Annotated in this window: 14 protein-coding genes; 11 read left to right on the top strand and 3 right to left on the bottom strand. The window is 44.9% G+C overall.

Annotated features, from left to right (window positions below):
* Positions 1-7: 7 nt before the first annotated feature.
* Entirely contained in the window at positions 8-1,888 is a 1,881-nt protein-coding gene (locus ACM1ND_RS17855; protein WP_418026401.1) for a S8 family peptidase, read from the bottom strand.
* Positions 1,889-2,074: 186 nt separating this feature from the next.
* Between ACM1ND_RS17855 and ACM1ND_RS17850 the strand changes: the two genes are divergently transcribed.
* The 6 genes from ACM1ND_RS17850 (at position 2,075) to thiI (ending at position 6,881) form a co-directional block, all read left to right on the top strand.
* Positions 2,075-2,581: a YpuI family protein gene (locus ACM1ND_RS17850; RefSeq protein WP_013311121.1), complete on the top strand. Its 507-nt coding sequence runs from the start codon at positions 2,075-2,077 to the stop codon at positions 2,579-2,581.
* A gap of 187 nt (positions 2,582-2,768) precedes the next feature.
* Positions 2,769-2,996 (top strand): DUF1540 domain-containing protein, encoded by a 228-nt coding sequence (locus ACM1ND_RS17845; RefSeq protein WP_418026400.1) that lies wholly within the window; start codon positions 2,769-2,771, stop codon positions 2,994-2,996.
* A 44-nt stretch (positions 2,997-3,040) separates the two neighbouring features.
* The gene (locus ACM1ND_RS17840; protein WP_023989470.1) at positions 3,041-3,433 is read left to right on the top strand and encodes a hypothetical protein; all 393 of its coding nucleotides are present in this window, start codon (positions 3,041-3,043) and stop codon (positions 3,431-3,433) included.
* Between the two features lie 222 nt (positions 3,434-3,655).
* On the top strand, positions 3,656-4,348 hold the full coding sequence (locus tag ACM1ND_RS17835) for a lytic transglycosylase domain-containing protein (RefSeq protein ID WP_053325776.1): 693 nt from the start codon (positions 3,656-3,658) through the stop codon (positions 4,346-4,348).
* 156 nt (positions 4,349-4,504) lie between these two features.
* Complete coding sequence (locus ACM1ND_RS17830; protein WP_418026399.1) at positions 4,505-5,653, top strand: cysteine desulfurase family protein; 1,149 nt, start codon at positions 4,505-4,507, stop codon at positions 5,651-5,653.
* A 1-nt stretch (position 5,654) separates the two neighbouring features.
* Positions 5,655-6,881, top strand: coding sequence for a tRNA uracil 4-sulfurtransferase ThiI (gene thiI / locus ACM1ND_RS17825; protein ID WP_075154457.1), 1,227 nt, complete (start codon positions 5,655-5,657; stop codon positions 6,879-6,881).
* 72 nt (positions 6,882-6,953) lie between these two features.
* Here the strand turns inward: thiI and ACM1ND_RS17820 are convergent, their stop codons facing one another.
* On the bottom strand, positions 6,954-7,649 hold the full coding sequence (locus ACM1ND_RS17820) for a TerC family protein (RefSeq protein WP_025722107.1): 696 nt from the start codon (positions 7,647-7,649) through the stop codon (positions 6,954-6,956).
* A gap of 217 nt (positions 7,650-7,866) precedes the next feature.
* On the opposite strand from ACM1ND_RS17820, the gene ACM1ND_RS17815 reads away from it, so the two are divergent.
* The 5 genes from ACM1ND_RS17815 (at position 7,867) to ACM1ND_RS17795 (ending at position 14,062) form a co-directional block, all read left to right on the top strand.
* Positions 7,867-8,526, top strand: coding sequence for a TerC family protein (locus ACM1ND_RS17815; protein ID WP_071558475.1), 660 nt, complete (start codon positions 7,867-7,869; stop codon positions 8,524-8,526).
* Positions 8,527-8,620: 94 nt separating this feature from the next.
* A complete protein-coding gene (locus ACM1ND_RS17810; protein ID WP_076295460.1) occupies positions 8,621-9,112 on the top strand; it encodes a LiaF transmembrane domain-containing protein in 492 nt (163 codons plus the stop codon).
* Positions 9,113-9,402: 290 nt separating this feature from the next.
* Positions 9,403-11,244 (top strand): translational GTPase TypA, encoded by a 1,842-nt coding sequence (gene typA, locus ACM1ND_RS17805; protein WP_013311112.1) that lies wholly within the window; start codon positions 9,403-9,405, stop codon positions 11,242-11,244.
* Between the two features lie 125 nt (positions 11,245-11,369).
* The gene (locus tag ACM1ND_RS17800; RefSeq protein ID WP_068942355.1) at positions 11,370-12,431 is read left to right on the top strand and encodes an LCP family protein; all 1,062 of its coding nucleotides are present in this window, start codon (positions 11,370-11,372) and stop codon (positions 12,429-12,431) included.
* 299 nt (positions 12,432-12,730) lie between these two features.
* Positions 12,731-14,062 carry a PhoH family protein gene (locus tag ACM1ND_RS17795; RefSeq protein WP_023989462.1) on the top strand — a complete coding sequence of 444 codons (1,332 nt, stop codon included), beginning with the start codon at positions 12,731-12,733 and terminating at the stop codon, positions 14,060-14,062.
* Between the two features lie 100 nt (positions 14,063-14,162).
* On the opposite strand, the gene ACM1ND_RS17790 is transcribed toward ACM1ND_RS17795, so the two are convergent.
* Positions 14,163-15,248, bottom strand: a complete 1,086-nt coding sequence (locus ACM1ND_RS17790) for a hypothetical protein (protein WP_071558477.1) — start codon at positions 15,246-15,248, stop codon at positions 14,163-14,165.
* Between the last annotated feature and the right edge of the window lie 276 nt (positions 15,249-15,524).

Raw genomic sequence — 15,524 nt, 5'->3', positions numbered from 1 at the left:
AGGAATCTTACGTTTCCAGTTTCTTTAATATAGATTTTAACTTGTCACTTAAATGCTGTGGATAGAATTGCAAAGGAACATATGGACGTTGTGCTGCCTTCAACGCTTTATACACGTCAATTTGACCATATCCGAAATATTTGTCATGCCCGGGTGTGCCCAAGTCAATTATGCTGCTTCTCATTAAATCCATAACCTCTTTGTTGGTCAGATCGGGGTTAATGGATCGAATCAGTGCAGCAAGCGCTGATACATGGGGACTGGCCATTGAAGTACCCGACAGTGCAGCATATTGGTTCCCTGGGTACGTACTGGCAATACTTGCACCTGGAGCCATGACGTCTACATAATCTCCATAGTTAGAAAAGGATGCACGGTGCATAGAAGAATCTGTAGCGGAAACGGCAAATACTTCAGGATACGCTGCTGGATAGCCAGGTCGTTCCGTATTGTCATTACCTGTAGCTGCAACTAATACGACATCTTTATCATAGGCGTATTTGATCGCATCATGCAAAAATTCAGCTTGTGCGTAATTGCCCAGACTCAAATTGATGACCTTGGCCCCATGATCAGCTGCCCATACAATACCTTCTGCAACCGAGTAAGTCGTACCGGAGCCGGATTGGTCAAGTACCTTAATCGGCATGACTTTGTTGTACCATGTCATGCCAGCGACCCCCTCACCATTATTCACGAGGGCAGAAATGATGCCAGCGACGTGCGTTCCGTGACCGACGTCATCATAAGGCTTTTCAGACGGATTTACCACGTTATGACCTGAAAGGATTTGACCTTTTAGGTCGGGGTGATCCAAATCTACTCCCGTATCTACGACAGCGACAATTACGTCCTTGCTGCCTTTGCTTAATTTCCAACCCCGGTTGGTTTCAGTAGCCGGCAGATTCCATTGATAGCGGGAAAAGAGCAAATCATTGGGGATAGAGCTGTCCGCTATGATAGGTGTTTTCTCATTGGTTAGATACATATAGTGAGGCTCAGTATAAAGCGGGTTCCACTTTCTTGAAAAATATTGCTTTAGTTCCTTGAAGTTCATCTTATCCGAATGAAATACATAGGTATAACCAAGCTTGCGGCCTGGCGCACAGTGTAAATCTGCTGCAATTTCCTGCAGCTGTCGTGAATCAGGATTGTGACGGAAGCGAACGACAATTTCGTTTTCGAAATAATGGCTTGCATTTTCGTTGTCATGGCCCGTCTTGACAGTAATATCGTGCAATGTGTCGGGATGTACGGATTCGATTTTGTAGCTGCCTTCTTTTGGATAGGGAATCAAACGCAAATTCTTCCGCTGATGCTTCTCCACGTCACGCAATACTTGCTGACTGACCAGGGCAGCAACGCCGCATGTTCCGTCAGCCGATGGTTCTGCCATGACAAAATATTTACCGCCTTCAGCCTGAAATGCAGCAGATTCGTAGGATTTATTTTGCATGACGGAACGGCGAGCCGCAGCCAAGCTGCTTTTGATTTGAGGATGACTGAGCAGACGAGTTTGTGCTTTGCTGCCCGTATAGGTGCTCGTGTTCCCGTCGCGTGTGTGAATCCACAGTAACGTATGAAGATGACTGTGTGATTGCTGCAGTGTGCGAGTAAACTGTCTTTTCTGATCAGCAGTTTTACCATCAAGCTCCCGCATCACGTATTGAATATCCTGCCTTGCATCCATGCGTGTGAGGGTATCCGTAGCGGACAGGTCCAAAGCCAACATTCCTTTTTTGAGCTGCTTCTCTTGCTGTGGCACCATCTTGGCCGTATATTCGGGTTGCGGTGTAGGGCGATGATCACGGGAAGGCAGCATCAGTGTGATGAGAAGCACCCCGGCAGCTGCTCCTAGCAGGGGTTTTAACCATTTTCGCCGAGACATGGGACCGTCCTCCTTGAGTATTCATAAATTTATGGTTTAGCGTGAGGAGGTTGGCATGTTTTTATACCTTTCAATGCTCATTTGTGGTAGGATAAATACTGAAAATTACAGCTCTTTCGGTTAGAAGGGACTATTTTCGGGTAACCAAATTGATGAACAAGCAACAAATAAGGGGGAGCTGCCTTGATGTCAGCAGTCAACGTACAAAAATTATGTGAGTCGGCGCAGGAGAGACTGAAAACTGCCGTGAAACGGGTGGAAACATTCCTCAATGAGCATGCTCTGCCGCAACTGGTTGCAGATGGCAATGAGGAGTCCGTACTTTTTTACAAAGGCTTTTTGTCGGATCTCCGTCATGTCCTTGTTTTTTCCGAAGTATCTTATGAAAAGCTGGGTGTGGCTTTACGCCGTGCCAATTTTGACGTCGATTTTGCGGAAAAGGCATTGTATAACGTTTACCATGACTGCGTGAACAGCTTTTTTTATCCCAAAAATGAATCTTACGCAGAGGATGGACGCTATGCGTATACGGGACAAGATGCTATCCGCTTCCGTAAAACGCCAGTGCCAGCCGCTCGCGAAGTGATCATGGACATTACGAAAAATTTTGAAGAATTGCGTGATGATCTGACTTATTATGAAAGTGACTATTTGACTCAGCGCCGGATGCAGACTCGACGTACTCATGCCTAAAGCATTCAACGGGGAAGATCATTTCTAATCAAAAACTAAAACAAGACAAGCAAGCCGTTTTCTACTTGCTTCCTGCCATTTTGGAGGAGGTGAAGGAAGCGGCTTTTTTCGTATGTCACCAACTGCCATATACCATGAACGCATAGGTGCAGGGTAGCGGGGGGACAATGAATCCGAGGTGATGATCATGAGCCAAGAGGCCAAGCCAATCGTTAAGTGTAGCGTAGCCAATTGCCATTATTGGGGAGAAAACAACTTGTGCAGGGCAGATTTGATCATGATTGAAGTTGATGGTCATGCCGGAAAGAAATTTAAAGAAGAATATGCGGGAGAAAGCTTCAGTTCAGAAGAACGTGATAAGGCTGCCACGTCAGCCGCAACCTGTTGCCACACTTTTAAGCCGAAGTCCGTGTGAATTTTATTACGCGATTCATTTCGCATTTGGAGGTGCAGTTTATTATGGAAGATCATGAAAACGACAAGCATCAGAATGAAGAGCATGTTAGCCGCAAACGTGTAGATTACCCCCGTCACATTCATGAACGATCTGCCAAGCGCCGTAATGATCGTGAAGAATATGCAGCAGAGGTTGCTCCCGGATCAGTTGTGACTCGACATGAGGTCAAGGGTGAAGAGCAGGTTATAAACAATAGTGGTCGTATTTCTGGCTATATTGGTCTGGCTGCAGGAATTGCCTCATTGTTTATGTGGTCAATTGTGCTGGGGCCTATTGCTGCAGTTTTAGGTTTTTTTGCTTATGTGAATGGCAGCAAAACGACCGGCATTTGGTCGATTGGTCTTGGGGCGCTGGCAACATTGAGTTATTTTGCTTTTATCCCGTTCGTTCGTTGACCCTACTGGAGGAAAAAGCTCAGTTTTCTTTTGTATATCCGAGAAAAATCATCTTAGTGATATAATTACATTAAAGCTGATCTATAAAGCTCCGCTGTCTTTTCGACAGAAACGGAGCTTTTTTTCATTAAAAGGTATGGAAGTACATAGTAAAAAGTTGTATCATAGCAGTAATGACAAGCTATTTGGGATACAACAACTATAGAAAGTTGGGAACACCACATGCAAATTGATCCGCGCGTGTCCAAGTCCATGTTAGACATGCAGCTGTTAAATAATATGAGTGCTACAACCCAGACGGGTACAACGGACGCTTTTTCCGGATTACTGGAACAAGTAGGTCAGTTGGAAACAGATGGTGCTGTGACTCGAGAAAATTCAAGTGATGTTAGCAGAGACGAAAACGGTTTACTATGGCTTCAATTGGGACCTTCCAGGGGAACGGCTTCGTCACTGTATCCCGCTCCTTCCAGTACAGCAACAGACGGACCCACAACACCTACAGCATATGATGATTTGATTAACGAGGCTAGTCAGAAATACGGCATTCCAGTAGCGTTGATTAAAGCAGTTATTGATACGGAATCTTCATTTAATCCGTCGGTCACTTCTTCGGCTGGAGCCAAAGGGCTTATGCAGCTTATGGATGCTACGGCTCAAGGTCTGGGAGTCAGTGACCCATATGATCCTGTTCAAAATATTGATGCAGGTGTTCGTTATTTGTCTTACCAGATTAAACGGTTTAACGGACAAGAAAATATGGCGCTGGCTGCATATAATGCAGGTCCCGGGCGGGTGCAGCGGCTTGGTGTAAATAGTGATGAACAGTTAATGGCTGTACTGGACAAGCTTCCGCTGGAAACGCAAAGATATATTACCAAAATTCAAAATGCACGTGAAAAATATACGATCTAAGCCCTATAGCTTATAACGAAAAAAAGTGCGTAATTTCATTTAGATTAGGTCCGCAGATAGGATCAAATGGGGAAAGGGTGTCGCTATAATGTAGCGGCCTTTCCCTGTTTTGGTCTTTTTTTGTTGTAGCAGTTATAGGAAAGAAAGGGGAGTGCAATGAAATATTTTGATTATGCGGCGACAACTCCACCTTTTGAAGAGGTGATTACAACAGTTGCCGAGGTCATGAGACGCCACTATGGGAATCCATCTTCGATGCATCGGTATGGAGAGGATGCGGATAAGTTGCTTAAGCGTTCGCGCGAAGTATGTGCTGCGGCTTTGGGAGTGTATCCATCAGAGATTGTCTTCACATCCGGAGCAACGGAAAGCAACAATCTTGCTATTAAGGGAGCAGCTTTGCAGTATCAGACCAGAGGCAAGCATATTGTTACTGTATCGACAGAGCACCCGTCTGTGTACGAAGCTTGCAGACAACTGACAAATCTGGGCTTCGAGGTTACATTTTTACCTGTCGATGCGGAGGGGCATGTGAGCACCGAACAGGTTTGTGCCGCTGTCCGTAAAGATACGATTTTAGTCAGTATCATGCATGTCAATAATGAGACGGGAAGGGTGCAACCGTTGCATGATATCGGAGCTGTGTTGAAGAAACAGTCCCCCCGTGTGCTATTTCATATTGACGGTGTACAGGGGTTTGGAAAGCTACCGGTTGATATCCGGGGCTGGCAGGCTGATCTGTACAGCCTCTCTGCGCATAAGCTGCGTGGACCCAAAGGTGCTGGACTACTATTCGTTCGGGAAGGTGTGGAGCTTTTCCCACTGCATAGTGGCGGCTCTCAGGAGCAGGGTTTTCGTGCAGGTACGGAAAATGTACCGCTGCTAGTCGGTATGTCTAAGGCGGTACGGTTGGCGGGCGAACGGCAAGTAGAGACAGCACGCCGTATGACCGAGTGGAGAGAACGGGTGGTCGCAGAAGTGAAGACAATCCGTCAACTGCGGCTGAACAGCGGGGAAGAAGCGCCGCATATTGTCCACTTTTCGTATCCGGGCATGAAGGCCGAGGTAATGCTGCATACGCTGGAGCAATTGGGTGTGGTAGTATCCACCAAATCGGCTTGCTCTTCGAAATTGGCTGAACCCAGTCGGGTGCTGCTGGCGATGGGATGCAATGAGGCGGAAGCGTCTGGCGGCATTCGTATCAGCTTCGGTGATGAGCATTCGGAACAGGATATCGATGAGCTTATACTTGCACTGCGACAGGCTGTAGCCAAGCTGGAATCCCTTGAAAGGTGGAAACGTTAAAATGCACTATGATATGTTGTTACTTCGCTTCGGTGAATTTACATTAAAAGGGAAGAATCGGACTCGTTTTGAAAAGGCAGTACTGAATCACGTGAAGCTGCTACTCAAACCGTTTCCCGGTGCTTCTTTGCGGAAGGAATTTGGACGGATTTATGTGGTTCTCGGAGGAGAGCCTTATGAACAGATCATTCAAGTGTTACAAAAAGTGTTTGGCATCACGACAATAAGTCCTGTCAAAATGGCTCCTGTCGAGCTTGGTGCTATAATTGAGACCGCTGTAGCTTTGATGCGTGAGCTGAATGTGGACGAGGGAACGACTTTCAAGGTAAATGCCCGCAGAGTGTGGAAGGAATTTGCCCATTCTTCACAAGAGATGAACCATTTAATTGGTTCTCCTATTTTGCGAGAGTTTCAAGCGTTGAGGGTCGATGTACATCGACCAGATATTGAGTTACGTGTGGAGGTTAGAGAGCAGGCGGCCTATATATTCAGCGATGTTATTATGGCTGTAGGGGGCTTTCCGTTAGGAACGAACGGTAAAGCTATGCTGCTGCTGTCTGGTGGAATTGATAGCCCGGTAGCAGGGTGGTCTTCCATGCGTAGAGGATTGGAAATTGAATGTGTGCATTTTTATAGCTATCCGTTTACAAGTGAGCGTGCGAAAGAAAAGGTCATTGAATTGGCAAGGGTCTTAGCAGGCTATGCGGGTCGGATTAAAATCCACCTTGTGCCGTTTACAGAGGTGCAGACGGCCTTTACGCGCACTGGACAGGATAATCTGATTATTACGTTAATGAGACGGTCTATGTTACGAATTGCAACGATGCTGGCTGAGCGTGAAGGAGCACTGGCACTCGTGACGGGCGACAGTCTGGGGCAAGTCGCTAGTCAAACGTTATCCAGCATGAATGTGATTGGCCGTTCGACAGAATTACCATTGCTGCGACCTCTCGTAATGATGGATAAGCAGGAGATCACGGAAATCGCAAAGCAAATTGGCACCTACGATCTATCCATCCTTCCATATGAGGATTGCTGCACATTGTTTGTTCCCAAATCCCCAACCACCAATCCGAATTTGTGGGTTGTTCAAAAGATTGAAGCCTCTATTCGGGATTTAAATGCCTTGATTGAACAGGCTGTGGCTGAAACGGAGACACTTGTTCTGGAGACAGGTGGAGCTATAGAGGGGCGTAAAGAGGAAGTTATACAGGAAGATTGGTTTTAAAATAAAAAAGCAGACCCACCAGCTAATTTGGGTCTGCCTTTTTATTTTAGTTAAAACAGTTTTTGAATCATTTTAGACGGCTTTTTCTCGACTGGATACTGCTCTGCGATTTTGAAGATATCCTGTGAGCAAAATACCAGCCATAACTGCGGCAATAAACAAGATACGCAGCGCAGGGTGCTCGGTAAAATAGGGTTCCAGCTTACGTTCTTCAGTAATCATATTAGAGGCTGTATAACCAAGAACAGCCGATCCCAAATAGATAATCCAGGGAAATTTATTGATCAGTTTGATAAAAAGAGTGCTACCCCATACAACGATCGGTACGCTAATTAACAGGCCAAGCACTACAAGTAGCAAATGCTGCTGGGCCGCGCCAGCAACCGCAATCACGTTGTCCAGACCCATAGCCGCATCGGCTACAACAATCGTGCGGATAGCACCCCATAACGTTGTTCCCGCTTTGACTTCGGTATGGTCCTCCTGGTCTACGAGTAACTTATACGCGATCCAGACTAACATGACACCCCCGATGAGTAACAACCACGGTACTTGAAGCAACCAGAGTACCACAATGGTGGCTGCTATGCGAATGAGCAGGGCACCACCGGTACCGTACAGTATCGCTTTTTTTTGCGTGGCAGGAGGCAGCTTTCTGGCGGCAAGTCCAATTACAATCGCATTATCTCCTGCGAGCAGAAGATCAATAAATATCACATTAAGCAGTAGCCAAAAGAACTGAAGTCCGGACATATCAATCGTTCTCATCTCCCTGATTAAACATCCTAAAATCATTGTATGTTGTTTATTTTAATACCCGTTTTTCGGAAATACGATTCATTATATTGCTGTTTGTTATTGATTTCAAGGTCTTTACTCAACAAATTTGACATCAATTTTTAATAAATGATGACTTATTTGACAAGGCTTATAAGCATAGCCTCGTCCTATTTCGCATACAAGTAGGATGGGGGTGTTTGTACACATGGAGCATATCATTTTGCTGTTGAAAATATTAATGATTAATTTGGTATTAAGCGGTGATAATGCAGTTGTTATAGCCATGGCGAGCAAAAACTTGCCTGCAAAGCAGCGGAGTCAAGCAATATGGTGGGGGGCAGTCGGTGCAGTCCTCCTGCGCTGTGTTTTGACTTTTGTAGCTGTCATTTTGCTGGGCATACCCTTTATTCAGGCGGCAGGCGGTCTACTTCTGTTATGGATTGCGTTTAAGCTGCTTTATGAGAATGAGGATCATGTGGGAGTCAGAGCAGAAACAACCATATGGAAGGCTATACAGGTGATTCTGGTAGCGGACTTTGTGATGAGTCTAGATAACGTATTAGCTATTGCAGCCCTAGCAGATGGGGATATCGCCATTATCGTCATTGGTATTGCAATTAGCATTCCGATTGTCGTCTGGGGCAGCAACGTGATTGCGATCTGGCTTCATCGGTTCCCTGTACTTGTTTTGCTTGGATCTGCAATCCTGGCTTTTACGGCAGGAGAAATGCTACTCCGTGATCCCCGATTGGGTGTGTGGTTAGCAGGTGCGGGGGAGCTAATACATGCATGGTTACCGGGACTTTTGGCCGCAACTGTTGTCATTGTAGGAATATATCGTCAGTTACGAGCTCGCCATATTTGAACGTAGTTTTTTTGGAAAACATCGGCTAAAATATACTTAAAAACAATCACATTAAAAGACCTAAAAACAAATTCAGCAAACAAAGGAGACCACGATGAATTCCGGAAAAGAGCGTATGATCGGAGTGGGCATTGTTGCCGTAGGACTGATTATTTTGTTGGGGAAACTGGGGACGTTCTCCTTCTTGGGACGAAACTTTTGGCCTTTGCTGTTTTTAATACCTGGAATCGTACTGCATGCAATGTACATGAAGCGTAAAGTTTCACCCTTTATGTTGCTGCCAGCAGGGATTTTGTCGGTTTATGGCTTCTTATTTTTGCTCTGCAATATTTGGGGCTGGCATTTAATGGCCTATTTATGGCCTTTGCTACTTCTAGGTGTGGCGATTGGATTATGGCAGTACGCCATTAATGATATTTCGCTTTCTCGTAATGTTTATACAGGGGGCGTGATATTGGGGTTGATATCGGTGTTTTTATTGGTCATTACCCTGCTAAGAACGGGCATCATATATGTTATTGCAGTTTTACTGATCGGAGCTGGAATCTGGTTGGTCCTAAACAACCGTGGCAAACGCAAAAGGTAAAACGACAAGCTGTGAGATTTTATGGCGGTAAATTACGGAACAGGCAATAATGTCTTGCTTTATGACATATTTCAACTATAATATAATGGATATGATAAGAGCGTCGGAGATTTCTGACGCTTATTTTAAGGTTTTCACGCGAATCGGAGAGAGAAGCTGTCTGTACAAAGCCTGAAACATATAGAAGGCTGGCAGGGAGTGGGCCTAAAGAACGATTGTTAGCCTTGAATCAGCACTGCTTCAGGATAGAGACACTATTTTGATATACGGAAAGGATATGGATACAAACCATGCATGCAAGAGAAAACATTCGCAATATTGCGATTATTGCCCACGTCGACCACGGAAAAACGACGCTTGTCGACAAGCTGCTTCAACAGTCCGGAACATTTAGAGAACACGAGGCTGTTCAGGAGCGCGCCATGGACTCCAACGATCTGGAGCGTGAACGCGGTATTACGATTTTGGCTAAAAATACAGCAATCACTTACAAAGATTACCTGATTAACATTGTAGATACACCGGGACACGCCGACTTTGGTGGCGAAGTGGAACGGATTATGAAAATGGTTGACGGTGTTTTGCTCGTCGTTGATGCTTACGAAGGTTGCATGCCGCAAACGAAATTCGTACTGCGTAAAGCGCTGGAACAAAATCTGACGCCTATCGTTGTAGTTAACAAAATTGACCGTCCGGCAGCTCGTCCGGCAGAAGTCATTGACGAAGTATTGGATTTGTTCATTGAGCTGGGTGCGAATGATGAGCAATTGGAATTCCCTGTTGTGTACGCTTCGGCGCTGAACGGAACATCCAGCATGGATGCTGAAAAGCAAGACGATAACATGCAAGCATTGTACGAAACAGTTGTAGAGCACATTCCGGCTCCAACTGAGAAAGTAGATGAGCCTCTTCAATTCCTCGTAACACTGATGGACTATAACGAATACCTTGGCCGAATTGCAGTAGGTCGTGTAAACCGCGGTATCATCAAGCAGGGGCAAGCAGTCACAGTTATGCAGCGTGATGGTAGCAGTAAATCAGCGCGTATTGAGAAGCTGTTCGGCTTCCAAGGTCTGAAACGTATTGAAACTGACCAAGCGGGCGCTGGTGACATTGTGGCGATTGCGGGAATTAAAGATATCAACATCGGTGAAACCATTGCCGATCCAAATCATCCTGAAGCATTGCCTGTACTGAAGATTGATGAGCCAACGCTGCAAATGACCTTCCTGGTTAACAACAGCCCATTCGCAGGTCGCGATGGTAAGTGGGTAACATCCCGTAAATTGCGTGAGCGTCTTCTGAAAGAACTCGAAACGGATGTCAGCTTACGTGTTGATGAAACAGATAGCCCGGACGCCTTTATTGTATCCGGACGTGGTGAGTTGCATCTGGGTATCCTGATTGAAAACATGCGTCGTGAAGGTTACGAACTGCAAGTGTCCAAACCGGAAGTTATCGTCAAGGAAATTGACGGTAAGAAAATGGAGCCAATCGAACGTCTCCTCATTGATATTCCGGAAGAAAGCATGGGCGCGGTTATGGAAAGTTTGGGCTCCCGTAAAGCCGAAATGGTTAACATGATTAATAACGGCACCGGACAGGTTCGCTTGGAATTCCTGATCCCTGCACGTGGTCTGATCGGTTACACTACAAACTTCCTGACTTTGACTCGTGGTTACGGCGTAATGAACCATGCGTTTGACAGCTATGGACCATTTGTTGGCGGTCAAGTAGGTGGACGTCATCAGGGTGTTCTCGTGTCAACGGAAAACGGCAGCTCTACATTTTATGGTATGCTGGGCGTAGAAGATCGCGGTATTTTGTTCCTGGAGCCAGGTACTGAAATCTATGAGGGCATGATCGTTGGGGAGCACACACGTGATAACGACATCGTCGTTAACATTTGTAAAGAAAAACAATTGACAAACGTTCGTTCAGCAACAAAAGACGATACAGTTAAACTGAAAACACCTGTTATCTTCTCTCTGGAGCAGGCGCTCGAATATCTGAATGATGATGAGTATTGCGAAATTACGCCTAATGCCATCCGTTTGCGTAAAAAGATCTTGAACAAAGGTGAACGCGAGCGTGCGGAGAAACAACGTAAAACAGCACAAGCAAATACGTAATTAATTGGATTGGTCTTTGGCCACAGCGGCGACGCCCGGGAACGGGATGCGCCGCTGTATGTGTTTTAGGATTGTAAACTTGGAGAAAGCGATATTTCTCAAAACGCAGGAAAAGGTGTTGAAGCATGAGTAATCTTTCGAACGGATTGCCTCCCCGGACACAAAGCGGGAAAAAATCCGCCAAACCGAAAAAAACGAAAAAGAAAAAAAGCTTTTTCAGATCGTTTATGAAGTTTGTCTTGTTTCTGCTCATTATAGGTATTTTGGCAGCAGGTGGTTATACCTACTATCTTTACAATCAGGTAGAGGAAGTTTTGGATACGGGGATCAACAAGGAAGTACCCAAAACACAATTGGCTGAAGCTAAGCCTTTGACTATCTTATTGCTGGGAACCGATTACCGCCCTGATCATCCGACTTATTTGTCAGACGTTATTATGGTAGCTACATTAAACCCCAATACCAAATCGTCTACCATCGTGTCTTTACCGCGCGATACGCGTCTAGAAATGGATGGATATAAACCACGCAAGTTGAATGAGTATTATCCGGTGTTTAAGGCTAGAGAGAAAGAATCTGGTGAAGTTGCTGAAGAACAAATGAAGAAGATGATCGGCAAATATTTAAACATTGATATCGATTATGTGACGGTTATTAACTTCCAGGGCTTTAGAGATGTAGTAGATAATTTGGGTGGCGTAGATGTGACGGTTGATAAAAACATGTGTTATCGTGACCGTGCAGATGGTACCGATATTAACCTGACAGCTGGAGCCAAGCATTTGAACGGTGATCAGGCTCTTGATTTTGTTCGCTACCGCAAATCGAATTGTCGTCCAAGAACAGCTGAATCTGACGATTTTGATCGCAATCGTCGACAAAATCAGGTGCTTCATTCCCTAATTGACCAAATGCAATCCTTTAACGCTTTGACCAAGTTTAGCGCAATTATTAAATCGGTTGATAAGAATATGATGACAGATATCGAGTCACAGCAAATGAAAAATATCGTACAAACCTATTGGAATATTTCCAAGCAAAATGTGAAATACAATCCGGTGGCAGGAACGTGGCGTAGCCCGTATGTGTACATTGATGAGCAACAGCTCGATTTGGCCAAACAAGCGCTACAAGAGGAATTAGCTAAAAAAGCAAGCGACACTACTGCAGCTTCTTCCAATTCCTGAGTATGTATCTTTCTCCTCTCTTATGTTATACTCGCAGCGAGTAAAGCTCTTATATAACATAAGGGGGTTGAGGTATGTCTAAAGTTATAGTGAACCAAGTCTAGGTCCAGTGAGCAATCACTGGGCCTTTTGTGTCTAATTTTAAAAATGTACAGGCTCAGAGCTATCTTCACTACAACTTTTCGTTGCTTTATCTGCTTTGGGGTTCTTTTTTCAGGGAATCAGCAAGTATTGGGTACCCGGTGAATAGGTATAGGTATGAAACACGAGATTGTCCACGCCGCTTTGGAGGGGATTTAATGAAGAAAATTTTTGTGCTGGATACGAATGTGCTGCTGCATGATCCGAAAGCCATTTTTACCTTCAAAGAACATGAAGTTGTCATTCCAGCTGTTGTTCTGGAAGAAATCGACTCCAAAAAACGCAACGCGGATGAGATTGGACGGAATGCCCGCAATGTATCGCGATTGTTGGACGGGTTAAGAGAAGTAGGTCATCTGCACAGTGGCGTTCCACTTCCCCAAGGTGGGAGGCTTAAGGTTGAGTTAAACCACCGAAGTTTTTTGAAAGTTCAGGAGATGTTCGGGGAGGTTTCGAACGATAACCGGATTTTGGCGGTCGCCTTGAATTATCATCTGGAAGAGCAGGAGCAGCCTGAACCACGTTCGGTCGTTTTGGTCAGTAAAGACGTGCTGGTCAGGATCAAGGCAGATGTACTGGGACTGCTGACCGAAGACTACCTATCCGATAGAACAGGCGATCTAAGTGAGCTATATCCCGGATACTCGGCAATACAGGTGCACCCGTCCATCATAGATGAATTTTACTCTAACCGTTTTTTACCAATCAAGCCACTGGAACTACCTTATACGCTGTATCCGCATGAATTTGTTATTCTGAAAGATGAAATGGGAACTGGAAAATCAGCTTTGCTGAAAGTGAATCAGGAGGCAGAGCGATTAGAGCCGCTGTACTTAAGTAACGAATCGGTGTGGGGAATCAGCGCGCGTAATGCTCAACAGCGGATGGCATTGGAGCTTTTGCTTAATGACGATATCCCCCTCGTGACCATTACAGGAAAAGCGGGTACGGGCAAAACGCTGCTGGCGCTGGCGGCAGGTTTGCTTAAGGTAGAGGATGAACATCGCTTCAAAAAACTGCTGATTGCTCGGCCTGTTGTTCCTATGGGTAAGGATATTGGTTATTTACCGGGAGAAAAGGATGAAAAGCTTCGCCCGTGGATGCAACCCATCTACGATAATCTAGAGTATCTGTTTGATGCCAAAAAATCAGGTGATATCGACAAAATTTTGATGGGCTTGGGCAGTATTCAGGTGGAGGCACTTACTTATATTCGCGGGCGTTCGATACCTGGGCAATTTATTATAGTCGATGAGGCGCAAAACTTATCCCGACATGAGATCAAAACGATTGTGTCCCGGGTGGGTGAGGGGAGCAAGATCATTTTGATGGGAGATCCGGAGCAGATTGATCACCCTTATCTGGATGCAGCCAGTAACGGTCTAACCTATGTGGTGGAGCGGTTTAAGCAAGAAGGGATTAGCGGGCATATTATGTTGGAAAAAGGAGAACGCTCCAAGCTCGCGCAGTTGGCAGCCGATCTACTATAAAATCCCTACCGTTATTACAATAATAAAGACCTCGGGAATCTCCCGGGGTCTCTTGTTTTATACACGTAAAAATTCAGAACAATGAAAGGTGAGCAAAATTTTACTTAAAGTTTAATTCGAGCTTAACTTCAAGCATTCCTGCTAAAGTGCGTACTTCTGTGGCTTTGACATATGAAATAAGCTGCTGTGGGTAGAAACCCAGATCAAAATCCTTTTCCAGCTTGTTGCGGGTCGTATCAGGTAGCTCCAGACCATTAAATACCAATCGATCCACATGAAATAAAATTGCATTTTTCGGCTCATTCTCTAGCGTGTAGTGACCTTCTACCCTTAATTTCATCGTTCCCTGCTGACCTTCTACCACAATTCGATCCTGCGCAAATGTAAAGTTGAAGTGATTAAACAATTCATTTTCTGACTTTAAAAAACGGTTAAAGTCCTCTTCACGAATGCTTATCGTAATGACTTTTCCATTTGTAACCATGGCACCTTGTTGTTGTTGAATGAATTGTGGTAAATTCTGCATAGCTTGAGCTAATGCTTTAAAGTGCTTATTTACCTCGTAGACACCTACATTCTCCCAATAAGCTGTCATTTCGCCAATTAGCTTGCGTAGGGTATCCGGGTCATTACTGGCGTTAACGCCGTCATTTACACGCGACTGAAGCAGGGCAATGCGTTTACGTTGTGCCAGTAAGTTTGTTTTGACAGTCTCCAGTTCCATTGAGGCTTGGGTGACTTGTTGTTCTGTTTTTCGCATAGATTGATAATTGGATTCATATTCTTGAAGCACATCCTGATCGTGACTAATCAATAATAAGTAGTAATCGTACAGAGAGAGAAGTTGCCTTATACTTTTCGCCCCTAGCACCACACTCAACAGTTTGTCCCTTTCCCCCATATAATAAGATCGCAGCACAGAACCTGCACGCTTCCGTTGTATGGTCATTTGCTCTTGCTGAACGGTGAGATTACTTCGCAGTTCCTGCTGACGCTGCAAAAGGGTATGCTGCTCCTGACTGATTCGCTCAATTTCATGGTCTATCTCTACAATCGACAGGCTATCTTGTAAAATCTGACTTTCTTCATGGGAGGGAGCGGCCAGGGTAGGACGTACATATATGAAAGTTAGCAACATAATGGTGGTCAGCAGGGTGCTGATTGTGATTTTTATTCGTTTGTTCATTTGGTTTCCCCTTTTATGTATTCCCGAAAAAAACTAATGGTAATGTATATGATCCTTTCTGTTTCTTTAACCATTCATTTTATTGTACAGCAGTCTGAGCAGGCTTGAAACCCGAAACTGTTTACGTTCACGTATGAGTTCTTGCAGAAATGGAAATACAATTTAGTATCAAATAGATTCTATGAACTCTACGAGAGGCATAGGAATGAATAAACAGCTTTTATACCCTATTCAAATACCGGCAAGATCGGTTCATGAAGACGGTTATTTCAGGAT

This window comes from Paenibacillus sp. JJ1722 (genome assembly GCF_048282685.1).
Taxonomy (GTDB): Bacteria; Bacillota; Bacilli; order Paenibacillales; family Paenibacillaceae; genus Paenibacillus; species Paenibacillus polymyxa_B.
The sequence above is the reverse complement of the archived record's forward strand: the minus strand, read 5'-3'. Positions and strand labels throughout refer to the sequence as shown.

Excerpts from the sequence above, each read along its gene's own strand:
- ACM1ND_RS17855 (WP_418026401.1), bottom strand. The coding sequence starts at position 1,888 with ATGTCTCGGCGAAAATGGTTAAAACCCCTGCTAGGAGCAGCTGCCGGG.
- ACM1ND_RS17850 (WP_013311121.1), top strand. The coding sequence starts at position 2,075 with ATGTCAGCAGTCAACGTACAAAAATTATGTGAGTCGGCGCAGGAGAGA.
- ACM1ND_RS17845 (WP_418026400.1), top strand. The coding sequence starts at position 2,769 with ATGAGCCAAGAGGCCAAGCCAATCGTTAAGTGTAGCGTAGCCAATTGC.
- ACM1ND_RS17840 (WP_023989470.1), top strand. The coding sequence starts at position 3,041 with ATGGAAGATCATGAAAACGACAAGCATCAGAATGAAGAGCATGTTAGC.
- ACM1ND_RS17835 (WP_053325776.1), top strand. The coding sequence starts at position 3,656 with ATGCAAATTGATCCGCGCGTGTCCAAGTCCATGTTAGACATGCAGCTG.
- ACM1ND_RS17830 (WP_418026399.1), top strand. The coding sequence starts at position 4,505 with ATGAAATATTTTGATTATGCGGCGACAACTCCACCTTTTGAAGAGGTG.
- thiI (WP_075154457.1), top strand. The coding sequence starts at position 5,655 with ATGCACTATGATATGTTGTTACTTCGCTTCGGTGAATTTACATTAAAA.
- ACM1ND_RS17820 (WP_025722107.1), bottom strand. The coding sequence starts at position 7,649 with ATGAGAACGATTGATATGTCCGGACTTCAGTTCTTTTGGCTACTGCTT.
- ACM1ND_RS17815 (WP_071558475.1), top strand. The coding sequence starts at position 7,867 with ATGGAGCATATCATTTTGCTGTTGAAAATATTAATGATTAATTTGGTA.
- ACM1ND_RS17810 (WP_076295460.1), top strand. The coding sequence starts at position 8,621 with ATGAATTCCGGAAAAGAGCGTATGATCGGAGTGGGCATTGTTGCCGTA.
- typA (WP_013311112.1), top strand. The coding sequence starts at position 9,403 with ATGCATGCAAGAGAAAACATTCGCAATATTGCGATTATTGCCCACGTC.
- ACM1ND_RS17800 (WP_068942355.1), top strand. The coding sequence starts at position 11,370 with ATGAGTAATCTTTCGAACGGATTGCCTCCCCGGACACAAAGCGGGAAA.
- ACM1ND_RS17795 (WP_023989462.1), top strand. The coding sequence starts at position 12,731 with ATGAAGAAAATTTTTGTGCTGGATACGAATGTGCTGCTGCATGATCCG.
- ACM1ND_RS17790 (WP_071558477.1), bottom strand. The coding sequence starts at position 15,248 with ATGAACAAACGAATAAAAATCACAATCAGCACCCTGCTGACCACCATT.